General features: G+C 71.8%; 19 protein-coding genes, 3 tRNA genes and 1 pseudogene. 14 read left to right on the top strand and 9 right to left on the bottom strand.

The features are described from left to right. The first annotated feature begins 6 nt into the window (after positions 1–6). From BS83_RS04280 to BS83_RS48530, 4 genes and pseudogenes are all read left to right on the top strand, one after another. Complete coding sequence (locus BS83_RS04280) at positions 7–1,230, top strand: cytochrome P450 (protein ID WP_037601139.1); 1,224 nt, start codon at positions 7–9, stop codon at positions 1,228–1,230. Positions 1,231–1,315: 85 nt separating this feature from the next. Then, positions 1,316–2,407, top strand: coding sequence for a hypothetical protein (locus BS83_RS04275; RefSeq protein WP_037601136.1), 1,092 nt, complete (start codon positions 1,316–1,318; stop codon positions 2,405–2,407). An 8-nt stretch (positions 2,408–2,415) separates the two neighbouring features. Beyond that, a pseudogene (locus tag BS83_RS47220) lies at positions 2,416–2,874 on the top strand (DoxX family membrane protein); the annotation flags it as partial. Between the two features lie 216 nt (positions 2,875–3,090). Next, on the top strand, positions 3,091–3,348 hold the full coding sequence (locus BS83_RS48530) for a Rieske (2Fe-2S) protein (RefSeq protein WP_232248144.1): 258 nt from the start codon (positions 3,091–3,093) through the stop codon (positions 3,346–3,348). A gap of 113 nt (positions 3,349–3,461) precedes the next feature. On the opposite strand, the gene BS83_RS04265 is transcribed toward BS83_RS48530, so the two are convergent. Further along, on the bottom strand, positions 3,462–4,277 hold the full coding sequence (locus BS83_RS04265) for a diacylglycerol kinase family protein (protein ID WP_063774088.1): 816 nt from the start codon (positions 4,275–4,277) through the stop codon (positions 3,462–3,464). 132 nt (positions 4,278–4,409) lie between these two features. Between BS83_RS04265 and BS83_RS04260 the strand changes: the two genes are divergently transcribed. From BS83_RS04260 to BS83_RS04235, 6 genes are all read left to right on the top strand, one after another. After that, positions 4,410–5,696, top strand: a complete 1,287-nt coding sequence (locus BS83_RS04260; RefSeq protein ID WP_037601130.1) for an adenylosuccinate synthase — start codon at positions 4,410–4,412, stop codon at positions 5,694–5,696. Positions 5,697–5,839: 143 nt separating this feature from the next. Further along, positions 5,840–6,436, top strand: coding sequence for a GNAT family N-acetyltransferase (locus BS83_RS04255; protein WP_037601129.1), 597 nt, complete (start codon positions 5,840–5,842; stop codon positions 6,434–6,436). A gap of 15 nt (positions 6,437–6,451) precedes the next feature. Beyond that, a complete protein-coding gene (locus tag BS83_RS04250) occupies positions 6,452–6,910 on the top strand; it encodes a GNAT family N-acetyltransferase (RefSeq protein WP_037601126.1) in 459 nt (152 codons plus the stop codon). Positions 6,911–6,989: 79 nt separating this feature from the next. Beyond that, positions 6,990–8,345, top strand: a complete 1,356-nt coding sequence (locus BS83_RS04245) for an aspartate aminotransferase family protein (RefSeq protein WP_037601124.1) — start codon at positions 6,990–6,992, stop codon at positions 8,343–8,345. Positions 8,346–8,520: 175 nt separating this feature from the next. Then, positions 8,521–9,273 (top strand): GntR family transcriptional regulator, encoded by a 753-nt coding sequence (locus tag BS83_RS04240; protein WP_051942599.1) that lies wholly within the window; start codon positions 8,521–8,523, stop codon positions 9,271–9,273. A gap of 40 nt (positions 9,274–9,313) precedes the next feature. Further along, positions 9,314–9,961, top strand: coding sequence for a hypothetical protein (locus tag BS83_RS04235; protein WP_037601121.1), 648 nt, complete (start codon positions 9,314–9,316; stop codon positions 9,959–9,961). Between the two features lie 62 nt (positions 9,962–10,023). On the opposite strand, the gene BS83_RS04230 is transcribed toward BS83_RS04235, so the two are convergent. The 4 genes from BS83_RS04230 to BS83_RS04215 all read right to left on the bottom strand — a co-directional run bounded on the left by BS83_RS04230 (position 10,024) and on the right by BS83_RS04215 (position 15,598). Further along, on the bottom strand, positions 10,024–11,820 hold the full coding sequence (locus BS83_RS04230; RefSeq protein ID WP_198035139.1) for an FG-GAP repeat domain-containing protein: 1,797 nt from the start codon (positions 11,818–11,820) through the stop codon (positions 10,024–10,026). Further along, positions 11,787–13,130 (bottom strand): hypothetical protein, encoded by a 1,344-nt coding sequence (locus BS83_RS04225; RefSeq protein WP_037601118.1) that lies wholly within the window; start codon positions 13,128–13,130, stop codon positions 11,787–11,789. The genes BS83_RS04230 and BS83_RS04225 overlap by 34 nt, the downstream gene beginning before the upstream one ends. Positions 13,131–13,421: 291 nt before the next feature. Further along, a complete protein-coding gene (locus BS83_RS04220; protein ID WP_037601117.1) occupies positions 13,422–14,687 on the bottom strand; it encodes an IS701 family transposase in 1,266 nt (421 codons plus the stop codon). Between the two features lie 116 nt (positions 14,688–14,803). Beyond that, positions 14,804–15,598: an SLATT domain-containing protein gene (locus tag BS83_RS04215; protein ID WP_037601114.1), complete on the bottom strand. Its 795-nt coding sequence runs from the start codon at positions 15,596–15,598 to the stop codon at positions 14,804–14,806. A 293-nt stretch (positions 15,599–15,891) separates the two neighbouring features. Between BS83_RS04215 and purD the strand changes: the two genes are divergently transcribed. From purD to BS83_RS04195, 4 genes are all read left to right on the top strand, one after another. Next, complete coding sequence (gene purD, locus BS83_RS04210) at positions 15,892–17,145, top strand: phosphoribosylamine--glycine ligase (RefSeq protein ID WP_037601111.1); 1,254 nt, start codon at positions 15,892–15,894, stop codon at positions 17,143–17,145. Between the two features lie 580 nt (positions 17,146–17,725). After that, complete coding sequence (locus BS83_RS04205) at positions 17,726–19,213, top strand: M48 family metallopeptidase (RefSeq protein ID WP_037601108.1); 1,488 nt, start codon at positions 17,726–17,728, stop codon at positions 19,211–19,213. A gap of 186 nt (positions 19,214–19,399) precedes the next feature. Then, positions 19,400–20,896 carry a N,N-dimethylformamidase beta subunit family domain-containing protein gene (locus BS83_RS04200; RefSeq protein WP_037601105.1) on the top strand — a complete coding sequence of 499 codons (1,497 nt, stop codon included), beginning with the start codon at positions 19,400–19,402 and terminating at the stop codon, positions 20,894–20,896. Between the two features lie 94 nt (positions 20,897–20,990). Continuing rightward, positions 20,991–21,896, top strand: coding sequence for a phosphoribosylaminoimidazolesuccinocarboxamide synthase (locus BS83_RS04195; RefSeq protein WP_037601102.1), 906 nt, complete (start codon positions 20,991–20,993; stop codon positions 21,894–21,896). An 88-nt stretch (positions 21,897–21,984) separates the two neighbouring features. On the opposite strand, the gene BS83_RS04190 is transcribed toward BS83_RS04195, so the two are convergent. The 4 genes from BS83_RS04190 to BS83_RS04175 form a co-directional block, all read right to left on the bottom strand. Then, a tRNA-Gly gene (locus BS83_RS04190) sits at positions 21,985–22,060 on the bottom strand. 110 nt (positions 22,061–22,170) lie between these two features. Beyond that, positions 22,171–22,246 (bottom strand) — tRNA-Gly (locus BS83_RS04185). A gap of 94 nt (positions 22,247–22,340) precedes the next feature. Beyond that, positions 22,341–22,412: transfer RNA gene (locus tag BS83_RS04180), tRNA-Gly, on the bottom strand. Between the two features lie 152 nt (positions 22,413–22,564). After that, positions 22,565–22,891: a histone-like nucleoid-structuring protein Lsr2 gene (locus tag BS83_RS04175; protein ID WP_037601100.1), complete on the bottom strand. Its 327-nt coding sequence runs from the start codon at positions 22,889–22,891 to the stop codon at positions 22,565–22,567. Between the last annotated feature and the right edge of the window lie 93 nt (positions 22,892–22,984).

The following is a 22,984-nucleotide window of genomic DNA, read 5'->3' as shown; positions in this document are numbered from 1 at the left end:
GGCACCATGAGCGCCACGAGCGGGGCCGCCGCGTTCGATCCCTGGTCGCCCGAGTTCGTGGCGCACCCCTACGACGCCTACGCGCGGCTCCGCGCCGAGGCGCCGGTCAGCTGGTACGAGCCGAGCGGGCAGTGGCTGGTCTCCCGCTACGAGGACGTCAACGCCCTGCTGCGGGACCGCCGGCTCGGCCGTACCTACCTGCACCGTTTCACCCACGAGGAGTTCGGGCGGCAGGCCCCGCCGCCCGAGCACGAGCCGTTCCACGTGCTGAACGGCAACGGCCTGCTCGACCTGGAGGCCCCCGACCACACCCGGATCCGGCGCCTGGTCGGCAAGGCGTTCACCCCGCGCATGGTCGAGTCGCTGCGCCCGACCGTGCGGCGGCTGGCCGAGGAGCTGGCCGGCGGGCTGGTGGCGGACGGAGGCGGAGACCTCGTCGCCGCCGTGGCCGAGCCGCTGCCGGTGGCCGTGATCGCCGAGATGCTGGGCGTCCCCGAGGCGGACCGCGGGCTGCTGCGCCCCTGGTCGGCCGACATCACCGGCATGTTCGAGCTCAACCCGACCGAGGAGACCGCCCGGCGGGCCGTGCGGGCCAGCGTCGAGTTCTCCGACTACCTGCGGGCACTGATCGCCGAGCGCCGCGCCCGGCCCGGCGAGGACCTGGTCAGCGCACTGATCGCGGTGATGGACGCCGGGGACAGGCTCAGCGAGCAGGAGATGATCTCCACCTGCGTGCTGCTGCTGAACGCCGGCCACGAGGCCACCGTCAACACGACGGCGAGCGGCTGGTGGGCCCTGTTCCGCAACCCCGGCGAGCTCGACCGGCTCCGGGCCGCACCCGAGGCGCTGATGCCGACGGCGGTGGAGGAGCTGCTCCGCTACGACACCCCGCTGCAGATGTTCGAGCGCTGGGTGCTGGACGACGTCGAGGTCGGCGGGCAGCTGATCCCGCGCGGCAGCGAGATCGCCCTGCTCTTCGGCTCCGCCAACCGGGACCCCGAACGCTTCGCCGACCCCGACCGACTCGACCTCGGGCGCGCCGACAACCCGCACATCACCTTCGGCGCGGGCATCCACTTCTGCCTGGGCGCGCCGCTGGCCCGGCTGGAGCTCGCGGAGTCCTTCGGCGCGCTTCTGCGCCTCGCGCCCGATCTGGCCCTAGCGTCGGAGCCGCGCTGGAAGCCCGGATACGTGATCAGAGGGCTCGAGTCCCTGGATGTCACCGTCTGACGACAGGATCGTTCCCCCGCAACCGATCGGGTGGTGATCCGCATCCGGGTGGATGTACACAGCACCCAACGTCACGGGGGGAATCGTGGGCCGACCACTCGCACTGCTTGCCGCGCTCGGCATCTTTCTCGCCGGCGTGTGGGCGGTCGCGACCACGCCGTGGACCGTCGCGGTGGCGACCACGTCCGTGGACGCCCTCCCCGTCGCCGTCCCGCCGACCCCCCGGCCGTCCGCCACCGCCCCGGTGACGCCGGCCGCCTGGACCCGCAGCACGCTGCGGGACCACCTGGTCGCCGAACTGGACGCGACCGACCCGGGGAGGGCGCTCGCCGAGCTGGAGCGGATCACCGTCAGCCAGCCGCAGGTCAACGACTTCTGCCACCCGGTGGCGCACGACCTGGGACATGCCGCGCTGGAGAAGTACCACGGCAGCGTCACCCAGGCGCTGAACTACAGCAACGACGTCTGCGGCTCCGGCTACCTGCACGGAATCATGGAGGAGAAGCTCGCCCAGAGCGCCGACCCCGAGCGGGACGTGACCCGCCTCTGCGGCCCCTCGCCGACCGGCTCCTGCCTCCACGGCATCGGCCACGGCGCGATGTTCGTCTCGCACCTGGACGTCGCCAAGGCGGAGCAGCTCTGCGACCGCTTCGGCGACCGGGGCCAGATCGGCTCCTGCGCCGAGGGCATCTTCATGCAGCTCTTCGAGCCGGACGAGGACGACCCGACCGCGCTGGCCAAGCTCCCCGCCGCACAGCTGGCCGCCGAACCCCTCTATCCCTGTCCGGAACAGCCGAGCGTGTTCCGGAGCGCCTGCTACTTCTACGCACCGATCTACTTCCTGCAGACCCACGACTACGTCCACCACCAGGAGGCCTTCGGGCAGTCCCTGCGCTGGTGCCTGGGTGCACCGGACCAGGACGGCCGGGACTCCTGCACCAAGGGGACGGGCTCCAGGATCATGAAGTACAACCTGGAACGCCCGGTCTGGGACGCGGCGCAGTGCATGGCCGCGCCGCGGGACGGGCAGCGTCAGATCTGCGTGGCCGGTCTGGTCAGCTACTGGAACGTCAACTACCACGACACGTCTGCCCGGACCCGCCTCTGCCCGCAGCTCGCGGGGGAGGCCCGTGACCTGTGCCGGACGGCCGCTCCGGGCAGCGGCACGGCGGATTGAGACCGATGATGAGCTTCCGCGACCTGATCTCCCGTCACGCCCTGCTGCCGCTGCGGCTCTTCCTCGGGGTGACCTTCTGTTACGCCGGGCTGGACAAGCTGGCCGACCCGCACTATCTCGCGGGGGCGGCGGATCCGGCCTCCTACCTCTCCCAGCTGCAGGCGTCGCTGGCGGCCCACAGCCCGGCGGCACCGCTGCTGCGGCTGGCCGAACACGCCCCGACGGCGACCGGCACGGCGCTGGCCTTCGGCGAGCTCGCGGTCGGCCTCGGCACGCTGCTCGGCCTCTGGGCGCGGCTCGCCGCCGCGGGCGGCGCGGCGCTGAGCCTGATGCTGTTCCTCACGGTCAGCTGGCGCACCTCGCCGTACTTCCTCGGGAACGACCTCGCCTACCTCGCGGCGTGGACACCGCTGGTGGCCGCGGGCGCCCCGACGCTCTCCCTGGACGCGTGGCTCTCCCGCCGCCGCGCGGAGCCCGCCACGTCGGACCGTCGCCGCGCCCTGACCGAGGCCGGCGCGGCGACGCTCGCCCTGGCGGGCGTGGGCCTCCTCACCGGCTCCTGGACCGCGCGCAACCGTCGCCGGACGACGGCATCCGCGCCCACGTCCGCCCCGACGTCCGCCCCGGTCTCGAGCGGAGCGACGGTGGCCACGTCGAAGGTGCCGGTGGGCGGCGCGGTCCGGATGAACGTCCCGGGAGCGACCGACCCGGTCTACGTCGTCCAGCCGAAGGCCGGCACCTACTGCGCCTTCTCCAGCGCGTGCACCCACGCCGGCTGCACGGTCCTCCCCCCGAAGGACGGCGCCTTCGTCTGCCCCTGCCACTCCTCCAAGTTCGACGCCACCACCGGCGCGGTCCTCCAGGGCCCGGCCACCCAGCCCCTCCCCCGCTTCGCCGTGACGGAGTCCAACGGCGTCCTGCACGTCTCCGGCCAGGGGTAGTTGCAGTCACCCCAGGGGCGCGGGGCTCTGCTGATCTGCGCCTCCGGCGCGTGGCGCGACACCTCACGGCCAAGGGTCAGTTCCCCGCGCCCCTGAGGAGGTTGCAGCTTGCTCTAGGCCGGAACGCGGAGCGACCACGCGGACGGCTCCACCGTCCAGGTGCGTTCGTGGACCGGCGCGCTCAGTGCGTGGTCCGCCTCGTAGGTGAAGAGCCGGCCGCCGACCGTGACCCGTTGGGCCTGGACCATCATCGGCGCGCCCCTCCCACGCCGCGCGTTGATCCGCAACTCCGCACTGCCCGACGCGCTGCGCAGCGCCAGCGCCCGCATCGGGTGGGTCGGGTCCGCGAGGACCTGGCCGTCCGCCTCGACGCGCAGCGGCGGCGGCGTCGGTTCCCGGTCCGCCGGGGGCGCCAGCGCGTGGGTGACCCGTCGGCTGATACCTGTCCACCAGGCGGACGCCACCTTGTTCGCCCTGGGCGAACGCCCCCCGGGGATGTGGACCGCTCCCAGCACCACTCCGCCGTCCTCGTCGACCAGCAGATCGAGCCGCCGGTCCGCGCCGTTCACGATCGCCCGCGCGGCCTGGACCGGACGGGTCTCCGCGCCCAGCGCGCGGGCCAGCTCGACCCCGTGGCCGCGGCCCACCGGGATCATGCCGACCGGCGCCGCGGCCAGCGTCGCCTGCTGGTGGAGGAGTTGGACGACCTGTCGCAGGGACCGGTCGTCACCGATCACTACCGGTCGGCGACGGCCACGTCTGGCCAGCAGACGTTCCAGGTCGAGCAGGCTCTCCGGCACGACCGCCTTCATCGCCAGCGCGGCCCCCAGCACGTCCCTGGCCACCCGCACCGACTCGCCGTCCAGAGCCAGCGCCGTGGGGGATACCAGGACCAACACGGGCTCGCCCACCGAACGCTCAGCCGACACCGTGGTCCTTCCTCGGGTAATCTCTCGGTGTAAGAGCCCCTTGCGCTTTTGCGCCAGGGGCTTGGTCTATCCGGGGCCAGTGCGGCGACCTTCCGCCGTGTGTTTTGCCCCGCCCGAAAGGGGTGTACGCCTGTGCCCGCACTCGTGCTGGTCGGCGCTCAGTGGGGAGACGAGGGCAAGGGGAAGGCGACTGACCTTCTCGGCGGCTCTGTCGACTACGTGGTCCGCTATCAGGGCGGCAACAACGCCGGTCACACGGTGGTCGTAGGCGATCAGAAATACGCCCTGCACCTTCTCCCGTCCGGCATCCTCAGCCCGAACTGCGTCCCGGTGATCGGCAACGGTGTCGTGATCGACCCGGCCGTGCTCCTCTCCGAGCTCGCCGGCCTGCAGGACCGGGGCGTGGACACCTCCAAGCTGCTGATCTCCGGCAACGCGCATCTGATCACCCCGTACCACCGGACCCTGGACAAGGTCTCCGAGCGGTTCCTGGGCAAGCGCAAGATCGGCACCACCGGTCGCGGCATCGGCCCCGCCTACGCCGACAAGATCAACCGCATCGGCATCCGGGTCCAGGACCTCTTCGACGAGAGCATCCTGCGCCAGAAGATCGACGCTGCGCTGAACGACAAGAACCAGATTCTGGTCAAGCTCTACAACCGTCGGGCGATCCCGGCCGACCTGGTGCTGGAGGAGTACCTCGGCTACGCCGAGAAGCTGCGCCCCTTCGTGGCCGACACGGCGCTGATCCTCAACGACGCCCTGGAGCAGGGCAAGGTCGTGCTCATGGAGGGCGGCCAGGGCACGCTGCTGGACGTGGACCACGGGACGTATCCCTTCGTCACCTCGTCGAACCCGACCTCGGGCGGCGCCTGCACCGGTTCCGGCATCGGCCCGACCAAGATCGACCGCGTGATCGGCATCCTCAAGGCCTACACCACCCGCGTCGGCTCCGGCCCGTTCCCGACCGAGCTCTTCGACGCGGACGGCGAGGCGCTGCGCCGCATCGGCGGCGAGCGCGGCGTGACCACCGGCCGTGACCGCCGCTGCGGCTGGTTCGACGCCCCGATCGCGCGCTACGCGACCCGGATCAACGGCCTGACGGACATCTTCCTCACCAAGCTGGACGTGCTGACCGGCTGGGAGGAGATCCCGGTCTGCGTCGCGTACGAGGTCGACGGCAAGCGCGTCGACGAGGTGCCCCACTCGCAGAGCGACTTCCACCACGCGACGCCGATCTACGAGAAGCTGCCCGGCTGGTCCGAGGACATCACCAAGGCGCAGACCTTCGATGACCTCCCGAAGAACGCGCAGGACTACGTCAAGGCGCTGGAGGAACTCTCCCGCTGCCGCATCTCCGCCATCGGCGTCGGCCCCGGCCGCACCGAGACGATCCAGGTGCACTCGCTGCTGGACTAGTCCGCGGCTCTCACCGTCGCGCAGAGGCCCTCGCCCCCACCGGGCGGGGGCCTTTCGCATGCCCGGTTCGCGAACCCACCCAGCACATTGCACTAGTGCAGAACTCGATTGCTGCTAGTGCAAAAAGCGGCTACCGTTCGATCATGACCGCGAAGCCCCCGCTGCCCGTCGTGCTCACCGGACGCCACGTCCGACTGGAGCCGCTCACTCTCGATCACGTCCCCGCGCTCTACGCGGCGCTGGGCGCGGACGCGGCGGAGGTCTTCCGCTGGATCCGCCCCTACCCGCGCAGTGTCGAGGACCTGGCCGGGTACGCCGACACGCTGCTCAACGGCCCGGACCGCTACCTCGCCTTCGTGGTGGTGGATCTGGCCACGGAGCAGCCCGTCGGCTGGACCACCTACCTCGACATCCAGGAGGAGCACGAGCGTCTGGAGATCGGCTGGACCTGGTACGCCCGCACCCACTGGCGCACGGGGGCCAACACCGAGGCCAAGCTGCTGCTGCTGACCCACGCCTTCGAGGACCTCGGCTACGGGCGGGTCCAGTGGAAGACGGACATCAACAACGAGCGCTCGCAGAACGCCATCGCCCGCCTGGGCGCCCGGCGCGAGGGCGTGCTGCGGCGACAGGTGCAGCGCGGCGACGGGAGCTGGCGCGACAGCGTCTACTTCGGCATGAACGTCGACGAGTGGCCGGCCGCCAGGGCCCGGCTGACCGAACGACTCGCCAAGGGCTGAGGGGGAGGCATCACCATGTCGGACATCGTCATCTCCGCGCCCACCGAGGCCGACCGCCCGCGCTGGCGCGAGCTGTTCATCGGCTACGCCGAGTTCTACCACGTCGAACTGACCGAGGAGCGGCTCGCCGAGTCCTGGGCCTGGATCCACGACGCAAACCACCCCACCGAGTGCCTGCTGGCACGCGCCGCTGACGGCACGCCCATCGGGCTGGCCCACTTCGCTCCCGACCACTCCCCGCTGCGCGGTACCCGCGGTTTCCTGCACGACCTCTTCGTCGACCCGGCCCACCGGGGCGGCGGCACCGTGGACGCGCTCCTGGCGGAGCTCCGCCGGATCGGCCGCGACCGCGGCTGGTACCAGATCCGCTGGAACACGGCCGAGGACAACTACCGGGCCCGCGCCGTCTACGACCGCCACGGCGAGAAGACTCCGTTCCTGCTCTACGCCATGTCCGTCGACACAATGGGCTGACAGGCTGTCGCCCTGCCCTCGGATCGCCAGACAGGCTGTCGGTACCGGGGGCCGGCAGGCCGAAAATACGCTGGTGCGCATGACGATCTCCCCAGACCCCGCAGCCGGACAGGCGGTCAAGGCTGCCGACCGTGCCCACGTCTTCCACTCGTGGTCCGCGCAGTCCCTGATCGACCCTCTCGCCGTCGCCGGGGCCGAGGGCTCGTACTTCTGGGACTTCGAGGGCAAGCGCTACCTCGACTTCTCCTCCCAGCTGGTCAACACCAACATCGGTCACCAGCACCCGAAGGTCGTCGCCGCGATCCAGGAGCAGGCCGCCAAGCTCTGCACCTTCGCGCCGGCCTTCGCCGTCGAGGCCCGCTCCGAGGCTGCGCGCCTGATCGCCGAGCGCACGCCGGGCGACCTGGACAAGATCTTCTTCACCAACGGCGGCGCCGAGGCCAACGAGAACGCCATCCGCATGGCGCGCCTGCACACCGGCCGTCAGAAGGTGCTCTCCACCTACCGCTCGTACCACGGCGCCACCGCCAACGCGATCGCCATGACCGGCGACCCGCGCCGCTGGCCGAACGAGACCGGCGTCTCCGGGATCGTGCACTTCTGGGGCCCCTACACCTACCGCTCCAACTTCCACGCCGAGAACGAGGCGCAGGAGTGCGAGCGCGCGCTGGCCCACCTGGAGGCGACCATCGCCTTCGAGGGTCCGCAGACCGTCGCCGCGATCGTCCTGGAGACCGTCGTCGGCACCGCGGGCATCCTGATCCCGCCGGCCGGCTACCTCGCCGGGGTCCGCGAGATCTGTGACCGCTACGGCATCGTCTTCATCCTCGACGAGGTCATGGCCGGCTTCGGCCGCACCGGCGAGTGGTTCGCCGCGGACCACTGGGGCGTCACGCCCGACCTGCTGACCTTCGCCAAGGGCGTCAACTCCGGCTACGTCCCGCTGGGCGGCGTCGCCATCAGCGGCGAGATCGCAGCCACCTTCGCCGAGCGCCCCTTCCCCGGCGGCCTGACCTACTCGGGGCACCCGCTGGCCTGCGCCTCCGCCGTGGCGACGATCAACGCGATGGCCGAGGAGGGCATCGTGGAGAACGCCAAGCACATCGGCGAGAACGTGATCGGCCCCGAGCTGCGGGCGATGGCCGAGCGCCACCCGTCCATCGGCGAGGTCCGCGGCCTGGGCGTCTTCTGGGCCGTCGAGCTGGTGAAGAACCGCGAGACCCGCGAGCCGCTCACCCCGTACAACGCGGCCGGCGCCGCCAACGCGCCGATGCTGGAGCTGGCGGGCGAGTGCAAGAAGCGCGGTCTGTGGCCCTTCACGAACATGAACCGCTTCCATGTCGTGCCGCCGTGCAACGTCTCCGAGGCCGAGGTCAAGGAAGGCCTGTCGATCCTCGACGAGGTGCTCACCCTCACCGACGCGCACACGGTCTGACCTGCGGACCTGTCCGTCACACGCACGCGCCGGCCTTAACCGGCTCGTGACTTGGTCTACACCATTTCGGCCCCGCAACCCCGCCGATCGGGGGGTGCGGGGCCGTACCATTGGGGGGCCCGGACCGGCAGTGTGCGGATGAATTCTGCGAAGACCCGAAGCGGAGGAGTTGGTCATGCCATCTGGCAGAGCCTCCGACCGACCCTTCGCCCCGGTCGTCCAGCGCAGCTCGCTGCGCGAGCAGGTGGCCGGCGCACTCCGTGACGAGCTCATGGCCGGGCGCCTGGGCGCCGGCCGTCACTTCACCGTCAAGGAGATCGCCGACCTCTACGGCGTCTCCGCCACCCCCGTCCGCGAGGCCCTGGTCGACCTGGCCGCCCAGGGCATGCTGGTGGTCGAGCCCGGCCGCGGCTTCGCCGTCCCCCGGTTCACCTGGGACGACTTCGTGGACATCGTCGAGGCCCGCGCGCTGGTGATCGACGGCGTCTTCCGCCGGGTGCACCGCCGCTGGGCCGGCTTCCACTGGGACGCGGTCCCCTCCCTGCGCCGCCGCGCGGACGCCGCGGTGCGCGCCGCCCGGGCGGGTCAGCTGGACGTGCTGGTCGGCTGCGACCGAAGGTTCTGGGGCGAGCTGGGCGCGTTCACCGGCAACCGCAGGATCAGCGACTACCTGGACTGGCTCAGGGTCCAGTACTGGATCTTCGCCTCCGGCTACCTCCGCGGCCGCGAGGACATCGCCGCCTTCTGCTGGTCGCGCCACCTGGAGCTGGTCGACCTGATCGAGGCCCGCGACGTCGCCTCGATCCACGCCATGCTCCACGCCTACAACCAGGAGTCGCTGGAGCAGATGGCGGTCCTGTGCGACCGCCCCCTGCCGCAGGTCCCCTCCCCGCGCGAACCTGGCACGTCACCCCAGGCGACGCAGTAGGGTGGACGGGCCCCGGCCCCGAGATCGTCAGGAGAGCGTGTTGGCCTGCGACATCTGGCTTGTCCCCCTGGTCGACCTGCTGGTGCTCAGCCCTGACAACCCCTTCGGCGAGGACCTGGAGATCTACAACGCGTCGCTCGCGGCGGCAGGTCTCCCAGCGGTTCCGGTCTTCCAGTACATGCCCGGCCTGAGCGGGGACGTCGAACCGGTGGCCGCGTTCGACTACGAGTCGCTGCACTTCCTGCGGCGCGCGTACCTGCTCCAGCTCACCGGCCTGGACGTGACGCCGGTGGACGAGCTCGGCGGCGACTACGAGCAGCTGCTGGAGATGTTCGAGGCGACGGCCGAGCAGTCGCATCTGGTCTGGCACTTCGACCACGCGGGAGCGTACGTCCCGCTCGACTTCGACATGCCGGTGGTCGACGACGCCCTGCTGGCGACGGGCGGCCCGCTGGGATCGGTGCAGCGGCTCCTGAAGGAGCTGGAAGCGGTGGCCCCGCACATCGGCATCGACCCGCAGCTCCCCCCGGTCCCGGTCCGCCCGGTCGCCCCGACCACCCTGGAAGGCCCCGCCTTCCCCCCGCCGGGCCAGGACGGCCCCTACGCCCGCGAACGCCACGCCTGGATCGGCCTCTACGCCGCCGCGACGCGTGCGCTGGCCCAGGGCTCCATGATCGTTTTCGCCTAGGGTCCGGCCCTGGGACCGGCCGCCCGGCCCCAGCGGGGGTGCTGAGGCCGGGCGAGGTGCGGTCAGAGCACCGTGGAGAAGATGTTCCAGCCGGTGCCGATCCGGGTCCGAGCGGAGAAGCGGCCCTTGCCGTCGCCGTCGTAGCGCCAGAGCAGGCCGGCGCTGTCGCGGGCCACGTAGTCGTTCCTGCCGTCCCCGGTCAGGTCGCCGACGCCGACGATGGCGTTGTAGATCGAGAAGCCCGAGCCGATCTGCACCCGCGGGGCGAAGCTGCCGTGGCCGTTGCCCAGGTAGCGCCACAGGGACCCGTGGGCGTCCACGGCGAGCAGGTCGCCCGCGCCGTCACCGTTCAGATCGCCCATGCCGACGATCCGGGTGTAGACGTTCCAGCCGCTGCCGATCCTCACCCGGGGAACGAAGCTGCCCTTGCCGTTGGCGGCGTAGAACCAGAGCACCCCCGCACCGTCCCTGGCGACGAGATCGTCGCGGCCGTCACCGTTCAGGTCGCCCACCGAGACCAGCTGGTTGTAGATGTTCCAGCCGGTGCCGAGGGTGACCGGCTTGCCCGCCAGCGGGTTCGGGTAGCCGGCCAGGCCGGGATAGACCCGCAGCGCGCCGGTGACCGTGCGGACCAGGGTGTCGTTGATCCCGTCGCCGTTCAGGTCGCCGAAGAGCACGACCGCGTTCGACTGGTTCACGCCGGTGAGGTCGGTGAGTGAGAAGTAGCCGCCCTGACCTGACAGTCCGCCGTGGCCGTTGCCGTCGTAGACGAGGCCCTCACCGGCCGTGTAGCCCATCATGTCGCCGCGGAGGATGCCGATCACCTCCGGCTGGCCGTTGTCGCTGAGCGAGTGGAAGGGCGCGCGGCCGTCCAGCAGCACGACGGAGCCCGTCGCGGCGAGCTGGGCCGGGGCGTCCGGGGCGTCGGCCGGAGTCGCCCAGATCTGCCAGGTGTATGCGCCGCTGTAGGGCTTCTTGCCGGCGTCCGTCAGGCCGCTCCATGCGGTCGAGAAGGCGGCGGGGGTGGGGCCGCCGGTTGCGACGTGGACCTGCTCGCCGGTGGACGTCCGCTCCACCACGAAGCGCCAGGAGGCAGCCGGGCGGCTCAGCACACCGCCCACGGTCCACGGGTACTGGTTTCCGCCGGCCTCCAGGGTGTCCATGTACTGGGCGGAGACGGCGGTCTCCGGGGACGAGGGGACGCCGGTGGTGAGCACGTGGACCACGTGGTCGGCGTCGGCGTAGGCCACGTCCCCGCTGGTCCGGTCGACGGTCCAGGTGAGGTGCCGGTCGTCGCCGGAGCCCCGGGCGGCGAAGGTCGCCAGCGTGGTGTCCGCGCCGACGGCGTCGGTGTGGACGTCCGTGAGCCGCAGGTCGCCCGAGGCGGCGTCATGGCGCACCAGATAGCCGTCGCCGAGCAGGACCGGGCCGGCGGGGACACCGAAGGAGGCGTTGGTGGTCAGGTCGTAGACCCCCGCGGGACCGGCAGTGCCGCAGCTCCAGTACAGCCAGTGCTGCGCGACCTGGACCTCGGTGGGCGCGCAGGACGCCCCGGTGTCGACGGTCCGGGTCAGCGGCATCGACGTGAGCCGCTCCGGGAGCTTGAAGGCCTGGATCCGGCCCACGCCGGCGGACCGCCAGAGCGTCCCCTCCCACAGTGCCGCACCGGTGATCGGCGCGGCGGTGCTCACGACGCCCTGTCCCGGCTCCCAGACGTACTGCGAGCCGCCGCTGTTCACCAGCTCGAAGGTGTCGTCGGCATCGACGATCGCCGCGCCGGCGCCGAAGCTCTGCGTCGTGCCCGCATAAGCGACACCGTCCGGCGTCACGTAGGAGGCGCCGTACCAGCTCCCGTCCACCAGGCGTACGCAGTCGGCGTCCGCTGCGCAGGGACCGAGCTGACGGGCCATGAACCCGAACCCGGCCGGGCTGGTGCCCAGCTGAGTGGTGTTGTCCGCCGCCTTGGCGGCGAGCGGGGTGGTGCTGACCCGAACTTGGCGGTTCCGTCGAGCTGGGGCACGGTGAGGACCTGGTGGACCTCGCCGTAGACCATCGACAGCGTGGACGTCGTGGCCGGCGGCGGCGTCAACTGCCGGATCACGGTGGTGTTCAGGCTGCCGTCGGCGGCTTCGGCGAAGCGCGTCACGGCGGGCGCGCCACTCGCCCCGCCCACTGCGACGACGCCGCCCGGGCCTGACGCGACCGGGATCGTCGGGGTCACGCCGAGCTGCTGCTCCAGCTGGACCGGCGAGGCGTTCCCGGTCAGCGGGAGCGCGTAGAGGGATTGGGCCGCGATCGTGAAGAACAGGCTGCCGCCCGTGACGCCGAGGTACTGGGGCGCTCCGGACGGGGTGAAGGCGCTCGTGGTCGGCGTGGTCACCGTCCCGGCCAGGACGTCGGAGACCTTCATCGACAGGACGGTGACCTGTCCCGCCTGCGCCGCCACCCGGTAGAGGTAGCCGTCCGAGATGTTCCAGCCGATTCCCGTGCCGGCCGGAAGCGGGACGGCCTCGCCGGTGTCCAGCTTCACCAGGTAGCTCTGCGCGACGCCGGTGAGTCCGGGCCTCGGGGTGGCGGTCACCACCGCCACCGTGCCGGAGTGCACGTCGACGGAGAAAGGGGCGAGGTTGTAGATCGTGGGGTCGGGGAGCCCGGTCAGCGGAAGTTCCGCGGTGGTGTTGTCGGAGTTGAGCTGGAGCAGGTGATCGGCACCGTCGGAGGTGCGCATGAGGGCGCGAGTGCCGTCGAGCCCCGCGACGGCGATCGCGTTGGTCGGCAGGGCGTAGGTGTTCCAGACACCCGAGGCCGGGTCGCCCACGGTGAGGCTCGCCGGCCCGGTGGCGTTCGGGGTCCAGTAGGCGACCTTGTCGCCGCCGGCGCTGTTCAGCTGGTAGTAGGGGGAGCGCACCGGAAAGGTCTTGCCGGTCAGCTGCGGCACTGGCGTGTCGGTGCCGCCGGCGTAGTCGGTCCAGGTGTAGCCGGGCCGGCCCTGCTCCTGGTGAAGGAAGCCCGTCGCCCCGGCGACGTACACCGAGTCCGCGCGCGGGGCCAGCGTCGGCGCCGGGATCGTGGCCACCTCGCTCGGCGTCCCCGTCGGCCCTGCGGCGTGCGCCGCGAGGGGCGTGACCCCGGATATCGCTGCCGTCACCACCAGCGAGGCCAGAGCCACAGCTGTCCGTCGTCGTCCTGCTGCCATCGCGGCACCCCTGTATACGGAGCGGAAAGTCGTCTGCGCCTGTCGCAGCGGGGCGGCCGACCAGGGCCGCGCGCCGGGCTGCGTGCACGAAGCGCGGGCGGATCGTAGTCCCGAGTTGATCACCGGGGCAAGAGAAATCCCTCCCGGCCCTAGTAGGGCTTGGTCAGGTTCGTATGGGTGTGGGGATGTCGCGGTGGCAGGTAGGGCAGGCGCCGGCCCAGGTGGCGAGGAGTAACTGCAACTCCCGGACGATTTGGTAGAGGCTCAGGCCGGCGCCGCGTCTTTTGGGGCGGTGGTCAGCCTGCGCAGCGTGCAGAACGCGTGGGCGAGGGAGACCAGGGTGACGTGGTGGTGCCAGCCGTTGAACGTGCGGCCCTCGAAGTGGGCCAGGCCGAGGGCCTGTTTCATCTCGCGGTAGTCGTGCTCGATCCGCCAGCGCAGTTTGGCCAGCCGGACCAGGGTGGTCAGTGGGGTGTCGGCAGGCAGGTCGGAGAGCCAGAACTGGACCGGTTCTGCTTCCTTCGCGGGCCATTCGGCCAGCACCCAGCACTCGGCGAGTTCCACGCCCTGGGTGGCGTCGCGGATCTCGCGTCCGGCGGGGCGGATCCGCAGGGCCACGAAACGCGAGTACATGCGCTTGTAGCCGCTGCGGCCCGTGCCCGGACGTGAACCCTCGCGCCACTGCACCGGACGTGCCGCACTTCGCCCTGCCTCGATGACCAGGGCTTTGACCGAGCGGGCCGCCTCGGGGTACTTCGGCACCGGTGGCCGCCCGGTGCCGCTGTACGGCGGCGTGACCGGGCGGGCCGAAGCCGGATGGGCAGTGGGTGTGGTCGAGATCCCGACTACGTAGTGCAGACCGCGCTGGTTCAGCCCCAGCCGGAACGCGGCAGCGTCGCCATAGCCCGCGTCCGCCAGGACCAGCGGCACGTCCACGCCCCACGAGCGGGTCTCGTCGATCATGTCGAGCGCGAGTTGCCACTTCTCGACGTGGCCCAGGTCGGCCGGGATGCCGCAGCGATCCCGGCGGGCGACCTTGACGGGGTCGGCCTGATCCGAGCCCGGGTCCCAGGACTTGGGCAGGAACAGGCGCCAGTTGACCGGCGCGGAGGCGTGGTCGCGGGCCAGGTGCACCGACACGCCGACCTGGCAGTTGGTGACCTTGCCCGCGGTGCCGGTGTACTGCCGCGACACGCCCGCGGAAGCGTCGCCGTCCTTGAGGAACCCGGTGTCGTCCACGACCAGCACGCTCGGGTCGATCGCCTCGTGCATCCGCCACGCCAGCCTCGCCCGCACATGCGCCCAGTCCCACGGGCTGGAGGTCACGAAATGGGCCAGGGCCTGGCGGTTTCCGTCCTCTCCCAGCCGGGCGGCCATCGGCTCCACTGACTTGCGCCGCCCGTCCAACAGCAGCCCACGCACATACGCCTGCCCCCAGCGGTGCTGATCGGTGCGCGCGAACGCCTCGAACATCTCCGCCGTGAACGCCACCAGGTCCTCCCGGACCTGATCCAACTCCCCAGGTGTCACACACCATCAACGCGCGCAACCCCACCAGGACACGCCACCAGCGCGTACACCTGACCAAGCCCTACTAGGCCTTGGGAGGGATTGTCCGGACACGTCCGGCCGGTGCGAACGCCGGCTCAGCGCAGCGGGGACTCCGGGGGGCGCTGCCGCGGCATGGTCGGGCGGCTGGTGCCGAGGGAGGGCAGGACCCGGACCTGCGCGCCCGAGCCCTCGACGCGGCCGCCCCAGGTGCCCGCGGCCTGCGTCGGCAGCTGGGTCATCGACGCGCGGAACTCCAGCATCCACTCGGAGGTCTCCGTGCGGACCATGTCCGACACGTCCTCGCAGAAGCGGCGCAGCACGCCGAGGCAGCGCTCGGCCGCCTCGCCCGCGGTGCCCTCGGTGGGACCGAGCACCTCGCGCACGCACTCCGAGGCCCAGTCGAACTGGAACGCCTCCAGTCGCCGCTGCAGGGCCTGCGCCGTGCTGATGTCGCGCATCCAGCCGCTGGTCAGGCCGAAGACCCGGTCCGCGACCAGGCAGCAGGCCGCCAGCAGCAGCAGCACGTAACCCCAGTCGTGACCGGCCTTCCAGACGCCCGTCAGGGCGACCAGCGGCAGCACCGCGCCGCCCGCGCCCAGGATCGCCGCGAGCGCCCGGAGGAGCCGCGCGCCCCTGCGCTTCCAGCGGCGGTCGCGGTGGTACCAGTCGATCGCCTCGACGGCGCGCTCCTCGGACCAGCGGTAGAGCTCCTCCAGGCGCTCGGCCGGCTCGCCCCAGTCACCCAGGGGGAACTGCCGGACGCTCAGGTCGCGTCCGCTTCCTGCCGAGCGCGGGGCGGGCACGGCGGGAGCGGGGGCGGCTGACGTGTCCTCAGCCCCGGCCTCCTTGCCCCAGGAGGATTCCTCGGGCTGCATCTCCGGCTGGCTCACCGTGGAACTCCCTGTCCTTCGGCCTGCTCGGCTTCCAAGAGATACTTCTTACCGCCAAATGGCTGACCGTGGTGGCGGTTCGGGTCGGATTGTTGTGCGAAACCGTGGAGGTTCTGCATGGTCGGCGCGATGGTCACGCTTTCTTTGCCTGATTCACATCTCACCCCTACGAGTGGGTGTATTCGTGGCGTCGATCTGACCAGTTGCCGAATTGTGGCTGATTGTCGCTTTAGTCGTGACATGGCGGCTGCCGCGGGCCGTGTCGCCCGCGGCAGGCACTAGGCTCTTGTGCTGTGAAGGTCCTTGTCATCGGCGGCGGCGCCCGCGAACACGCCCTGTGCCGCGCGCTCTCGCTCGATCCCGAAGTCACCTCCCTGCACTGCGCGCCCGGCAACGCCGGCATCGCCCAGGTCGCCCAGGTCCACGCCGTGGACCAGCTGGACGGCCGGGCCGTTGCCGACCTCGCCGTGGAGCTCGGCGCCGAGTTCGTCGTCGTCGGCCCGGAGGCCCCGCTCGTCGCGGGCGTCGCCGACGCCGTCCGCGAGCGCGGCATCCCCGTCTTCGGCCCGAGCGGCGAGGCCGCTCAGCTGGAGGGCAGCAAGGCGTTCGCGAAGGACGTGATGGCCGCGGCCGGCGTTCCCACCGCGCGCTCCTACGTCTGCACCACCGCCGAGGAGGCGGCCGCCGCACTCGACGCCTTCGGCCCGCCCTACGTGGTCAAGGACGACGGCCTGGCCGCCGGCAAGGGCGTCGTCGTGACGGACGACCTCCAGGAGGCCGTCGACCACGCGGCGAGCTGCGAGCGCGTCGTGATCGAGGAGTTCCTCGACGGCCCCGAGGTCTCGCTCTTCGCGGTCACCGACGGCACCACCGTCGTCCCGCTGCAGCCCGCCCAGGACTTCAAGCGCGTCGGCGACGACGACGCCGGCCCGAACACCGGCGGCATGGGCGCGTACTCGCCGCTGCCCTGGGCCGACCCCAAGCTGGTCGAGGAGGTCCAGGAGTCGGTTCTCCAGCCGACCGTCGACGAGCTGCGGCGTCGCGGCACGGAGTTCTCCGGCCTGCTGTACGCCGGTCTGGCGATCACCTCGCGGGGCGTCCGCGTGATCGAGTTCAACGCGCGCTTCGGCGACCCGGAGACCCAGGTCGTGCTGGCCCGCCTGAAGACCCCCCTCTGCGGCCTGCTGTACTCGGCCGCGACGGGCCACCTGGCGGACTTCCCCGAGCTGCGCTGGCGCGACGGCGCGGCGGTGACGGTGGTCGTGGCCTCCGAGGGCTACCCGGCGTCCCCGCGCTCCGGCGACCCGATCGGCGGCCTCGCCGAGGCCGAGGCGGCCGACGGCACGGCCTACGTCCTGCACGCGGGCACGCGTCTGGCCGACGACGGCGAGACCGTCCTCAGCGCGGGCGGCCGCGTCCTCTCCGTGACGGCGACCGGCAAGGACCTCTCCGAGGCCCGCGGCCGCGCGTACGACTCCGTCGCCAGGATCACCCTCAAGGGCAGCCACCACCGCTCCGACATCGCCGCGAAGGCGGCCGGCGTCTAGCCAGGGGCGCAGTCGCACCTCCAGGGGCGCGGGGAACTGCGCGACAAGCCACTGACACGCGGATGGCCCTCATCGAGCAGGGCCATCCGCACCGGGTGGTTTCTCGCGCTGTTCCCCGCGCCCCTTCGTACGCGCCGGAGGCGCAGATCGGCAGAGTCTCGGGCCTCTTCGTGCGGCAATCGGGCCGCCGTCGCGAACGGCTCCGACGTCCCCGCTTCGGCCTACTGACTCCGACGCAAGCAGAAAAACCCGCGGAGCGCCGCGGATAGCCCACCCGCACATTCCTTCGGGTGATCCGAACCGTATCCGGCTGACGCGTACCGGCGTGCCGCCGTATGGTGCCCAGGACCGCCGCGCTCCCCGGAGTGCCAGGGTCGCCTGCGCGGGTACACCACCACGCCAGGGGGGAAGCTGCGGTCCACAGGGAATCACTGATCCGAGTGGTTCCGGACCGAGGCAGGAACACCGGGCCGGGCTCGTGCGTCGGATCGGACAGGGGCGTAGCACGTGCGAAAGCCACAACGGCTGGATTTCTCGTCGGCGGTAGGGGGTGATCCGAGCCATGGGCAGTAGCCGAAGCATGAGCGGCAACACGATGGGGGCCGGCGCTGACGCCGCCGTCGCCCGCGCCGCAGCGATCCTGCGGTGGCGCGGGCGCGCGCTCGCCGCCGCCGCCGTGCCCGCGGCCGTCGCGGCCGTGCTGATCGCCGGGCGGCTCACCGGCCGGCTCGGCGCGGCCGGCAGCGCCGACGCCGGGGTCTGGGACGCCGCGCGCTACGCCGTGGCCGCGGTCGCCCTGCTCACCCTCGGCTGGGCCGCCGCCTTCGCCGCGGCCCTGCGCCGGGCCAGGCCCGCCCGCACGCCCGCCGTGCCGCTCACCGAGCGCGACGCGCCGGAGTTCTACCGGATGGTGCGGGATCTCGCCGACCGGATGGACGTGCCCGCGCCGGGGGCTATCGCCCTCACACCCGACTGCGACAGCTGGCTCGAGGACGAGACGGCGCCCGGCGGGCGCACACCCGCGCCGCCCACGCTCGTCGTCGGCTCGCCCTTCCTGTGGTGGATGCGGGTCGCCGAGCTGCGGGCGCTGCTCGCGCCGGTGGTCGCCGGCGCGGCCTGCTCGCTGCACCCGGAGATCTCCGCCGCCCGGCGCTTCACCCACGGGCTGGACGCGGTCCTCGGCACGCACCCCGGGCGGCTCGGCGGCTGGGCGTCCATACCCGCGCGCTGGCTGCTGCGCCGTTCGCGCGTCCACGCGGCCGAGCTGGAGCGTGCCGTCGCCGGCTGGGCCTCCGAGCGGGCCCGGCAGGTCGACTACGGGCAGCGGATCGCCGCCCAGGAGCAGGTCGGCCTCGCTTACGCGGGCTGGGACCGGCTGCTGACCAGGGTCGCCCTGCCCGCCTGGCGGCTGGGCCGTTGCCCGAACCGGCTCAACGCCGGTGTCGTCTCCGCGCTGACCGAGCTCTCCCGTCGCGATCGGCTGGCCGAGGGCTTCGAGAGCCGCCTCGGCGAGCGTCCCGCCTGCGACCTGCTGGAGGAGCCCGGCCGGATCGACGAGGCCGCGTCCTTCCTGGCCGCCGAGCTCTTCTACGCCGGGTTCCCTGCGGAGGGCGCCCGCGGGCTCGACTGGTCGGAGTACCCCCAGGAGATCGTGCTGCGGCAGTGGCGCAACCAGTCCGCCGCGCTGCTCGCCGCGCTCGGCCCGGCGGCGGAGACGGCCGAGCCGCTGCCCGCTCTCGCCGCCGCCCTGCGGGCGCTGCGCGAGGACGGCGAGGCGCTGACCGCCAAGGTGGAGGCGCAGCGTGGACGGCTGCCCGCCGCCCGCAGCGGAAGGGACGGGGTGGCCGACGGGCTGCAGGCGCTGGTCTGCCGCGCCGCCGTCGACGCGGGCCGGGCCGAGCCGGGCCTGGACTGGCTGGACGGGCCGGTGCTGCTCGTCGACGGCCGCCGTCGCGGCGATCTCGGCGCGCCGATCGCGCTCGCGGTCGAGCACGGGGACGAGCAGCCGCTCCGGGCCTGGCTGGAGGAGCTCGGGATCACCCCCGACCACCCCGCCCGACTGCGGTGAACACCGGGTGCACCGGGCAGCGTGGTGACGGAGCGTCAACCTCCGCCTCGGCCACTGCTGTAAAGCCGCAGATGTGCTTACGATGGACATACTGTCGGTGAGTTCGTGGCAGCGCACGGTAACGGAGCCTCGCATAACAGTTCGTCAGGTTGGGCAGGGCCAGGTCCCAGGAGGGGAGCGGGGGCAGTGGGTGCAGAACAGACCCGCCGCTGGGAGTCCGGCGCGCTCGCGCACGGGGTGACCGACCCGTTCGGCCAGGGGCCGCTGCCCTGGCTCCGCGGCGCCGACCAGTACTTCGACGACACCGGCCTGATGGTGCCCTGGTACGTCGACCCTGCGTTGCTGCCCGCCGCCCGACGGGCGCCCGACTACGACCCGCGCCCGGCCCTCGGCCGGCCGCGCACCTCGGACGACGTCGGCGGTCAGATCAAGGGCTTCGCGGCGGGGGCCACCGACCTCGGCGGCTCGCTCGACCTGCGGGTCAGCGTCAACCCGCCGCAGGAGTTCACCGTCGACGTCTACCGGATCGGCCATTACGGCGGTGCGGGTGCGCGGCACGTCGCCGCGAGCCCCCGCGTCTCCGGCCTGGTGCAACCACCCCCGCTGGTCGCCGGGCGCACGGTCTCCTGCCACCACTGGTGGATGTCCTGGCGCCTGCAGATCCCGACCCACTGGGCGCCCGGGGCGCACGTCGCCGTGCTGACCACGGCCGACCACCGTCACCGCAGCCACATCCCCTTCACCGTCCGCACCGGCCGCGACGCCGACCTGCTGCTCCTGCTGCCCGACGTCACCTGGCAGGCCTACAACCTCTTCCCCGAGGACGGCCGGACCGGCGCCAGCCTCTACCACGCCTGGAACGGGAAGGGGGAGTTGCTCGGCGAGCAGGAGGCGGCGACCACGGTCTCCTTCGACCGCCCCTACGCCGGCGCCGGGCTGCCGCTGCACATCGGCCACGCCTACGACTTCATCCGCTGGGCCGAGCGCTACGGCTACGACCTCGCCTACGCCAACGCCACCGACCTGCACGCCGGCCGGATCGACCCGAACCGCTACCGGGGGCTCGTCTTCCCCGGCCACGACGAGTACTGGTCGGTACCGATGCGCCGCGCGGTCGAGGAGGCCAGGGACGGCGGCACCTCGCTCGTCTTCCTCTCCGCCAACACCATGTACTGGCAGGTCCAGCTCCACCCCGGGCCGTCCGGCGACCAGGACCGGCTGCTGACCTGCAGCAAGCGCCAGGCCGACACCCCGCCGAGCGTGCTCTGGCGCGAGCTGGGCGAGCCGGAGCAGCAGGTGATGGGCATCCAGTACGCGGGCCGGGTGCCCGAGCCGGTGCCGCTGGTCGTGCACAACACCGACCACTGGCTCTGGGAGGGAACCGGCCTCCAGGACGGGGACGAGCTGCCAGGCCTGGTCGCGGGGGAGTCCGACCGCTACTTCCCCCGCGTCCCGCTGCCGGTCTCGACCGAGCGCGTGCTGCTGGCGCACTCCCGGTACCAGGACGCCAAGGGCGTGCCGCGGCACCAGGAGACCTCGCTCTACCGCGCGCCCAGCGGGGCCCATGTCTTCGCCAGCGGCACCTTCGCGTGGTCGCCCGCGCTGGACCGTCCGGGCCATACGGACGAGAGGATCCAGCGGGCGACCGCGAATCTGCTGGATCGTATCTGCAAGGTGCACTGACGGTGCCCTGAGAGCGCCGGAGCCTGCGCATGAAAGACTCGGGGACGGCCACCCACCCACAAGACTCCCGTCCCGAAGCCCCGAGGGAACCACCTTGAGCGGATTTGTCGAGAAGCCCGAGCCGGTGCAGGTGCCCGGCCTGATCCACCTGCACACCGGAAAGGTGCGCGACCTCTACCGCGACGAGGCGGGCCGTCTGGTCATGGTCGCCAGCGACCGCACCTCCGCGTTCGACTGGGTCCTGCCGACGGACATCCCGGACAAGGGCCGGATCCTGACCCAGCTCTCGCTCTGGTGGTTCGAGCGCCTGACGGACATCGTCCCGCACCACGTCGTCTCGACAGAGGTCCCGGCCGGGGCCCCGGCCGACTGGGAGGGCCGCACGCTGGTCTGCCGCAACCTCACCATGCTGCCGGTGGAGTGCGTCGCCCGTGGCTATCTGACCGGCTCCGGCCTCAAGGAGTACAACCAGCAGCGCACGGTCACCGGGATCACCCTGCCCGAGGGCCTGGTCGACGGCTCCGAGCTGCCCGCGCCGATCTTCACCCCGGCGCTGAAGGCCGAGGTCGGCGAGCACGACGAGAACGTGCCGTACGAGGAGGTCGCGCGCAGGGTGGGCGCGGAGATCGCCACCCAGCTGCGGCAGACGACCATCGCGGTCTACGGCCGGGCCAGGGACATCGCCCGCGAGCGCGGGATCATCCTGGCGGACACCAAGTTCGAGTTCGGCCTCGCCGAGGACGGCGAGACCCTGGTCCTCGGCGACGAGGTGCTGACCCCGGACTCCTCCCGCTTCTGGCCGGCGGACGGCTGGGAGCCGGGCCGCGCGCAGCCGTCCTTCGACAAGCAGTTCATCCGCGACTGGCTGGCTTCCCCGGCGTCCGGCTGGGACCCCGCGTCGGAGGAGCCGCCGCCCGCGCTGCCGGACGACATCGTCGCCCAGAGCCGCGCCCGCTACATCGAGGCCTTCGAGCGCCTCACCGGAACCACCTGGGCGTAGCGCCCTCCGGGGGCGCGAGGCTGCCTCGCGCCCCTTCGGGCGTTGCCGCTGCACGAGGGCATGAAAAAGGCGCCCCGTAGGGCGCCCTTGGAGCGGACGACGAGATTCGAACTCGCGACCCTCACCTTGGCAAGGTGATGCTCTACCAACTGAGCCACGTCCGCACTGCCGTTTCCGGCGAGACCTACTCTACAACGACTCGGAGGGTGCTCCAAACACCTTACGAGCAGGCCAGGAAAGCCGAAAGAGCGCCCCGAGGGGCGCTCTTTCATGCTGGAGCGGACGACGAGATTCGAACTCGCGACCCTCACCTTGGCAAGGTGATGCTCTACCAACTGAGCCACGTCCGCATGCTGCTCACCGTCGCCCTGGGGCTCCGGTGCGCTCCACTCTACCCTACCCGCCGGACTGCTTTCGCCGACCGTCGCGCTGGTGTGTGGACCGAGCAGGTGACAGGGATTGCACACTGTGCCTTCCCTCTGGAAGAGGGACGCTCTACTACTGAGCTACACCTGCGAGATCCGCCCCGCTGAGCAGGCCTTTCGGTCTGTCCGCGGTGCGTTCCGCTGAGAAGAACATTAGCCCATCCCGCGGGCCGTGATCACCACGGCGGGGCGGTATGTCCGAATTGCTGCAAAAGTCACAGCCAATCCGGCCCTCACGTCCGGTCAGCTCGCCTGGGCGAAGGCCTCGTAGACGTGCTTCGGCAGACGGCCGCGGGCCGGCAGGTCGATGCCGCGGGACTGCGCCCAGGCGCGGACCGTCGCCGGGTCGGGGGCGATCTCGGTGCGGCGGGGCGCCGCCTTCACCGCTGCGCCACGCCCCTGCTTGCGGCCTGCCTGCACATAGGGCGCGAGCGCGGCGCGGAGTTTTTCCGCATTGGTGGTGGACAGGTCGATCTCGTACGACTTTCCGTCGAGTCCGAACTGAACCGTTTCCTCGGCGACGCCTCCGTCCAGATCGTCGGAGAGCGTGACCACAACGCGCTGAGCCATGGGAGCCAATCCTCTCGGGCATTGCCGTGCGACCGCAGGTGCTGGTCGCAACCGGCGTTGCCATTCTGCCCCCCGGAACCCCCGAAATCGAAG

This window comes from Streptacidiphilus rugosus AM-16 (genome assembly GCF_000744655.1).
Taxonomy (GTDB): domain Bacteria; phylum Actinomycetota; class Actinomycetes; order Streptomycetales; family Streptomycetaceae; genus Streptacidiphilus; species Streptacidiphilus rugosus.
Note: the sequence above shows the minus strand (reverse complement) of the source record. Positions and strands in the feature narration are given on the sequence as shown.

Bases quoted from the DNA above. Each gene is read 5' to 3' on its own strand.
- BS83_RS04280 (WP_037601139.1), top strand. From the start codon at position 7: ATGAGCGCCACGAGCGGGGCCGCCGCGTTCGATCCCTGGTCGCCCGAG.
- BS83_RS48530 (WP_232248144.1), top strand. From the start codon at position 3,091: ATGAACGTCCCGGGAGCGACCGACCCGGTCTACGTCGTCCAGCCGAAG.
- BS83_RS04255 (WP_037601129.1), top strand. From the start codon at position 5,840: ATGACCGCGAAGCCCCCGCTGCCCGTCGTGCTCACCGGACGCCACGTC.
- BS83_RS04250 (WP_037601126.1), top strand. From the start codon at position 6,452: ATGTCGGACATCGTCATCTCCGCGCCCACCGAGGCCGACCGCCCGCGC.
- BS83_RS04245 (WP_037601124.1), top strand. From the start codon at position 6,990: ATGACGATCTCCCCAGACCCCGCAGCCGGACAGGCGGTCAAGGCTGCC.
- BS83_RS04240 (WP_051942599.1), top strand. From the start codon at position 8,521: ATGCCATCTGGCAGAGCCTCCGACCGACCCTTCGCCCCGGTCGTCCAG.
- BS83_RS04205 (WP_037601108.1), top strand. From the start codon at position 17,726: ATGAGCGGCAACACGATGGGGGCCGGCGCTGACGCCGCCGTCGCCCGC.
- BS83_RS04175 (WP_037601100.1), bottom strand. From the start codon at position 22,891: ATGGCTCAGCGCGTTGTGGTCACGCTCTCCGACGATCTGGACGGAGGC.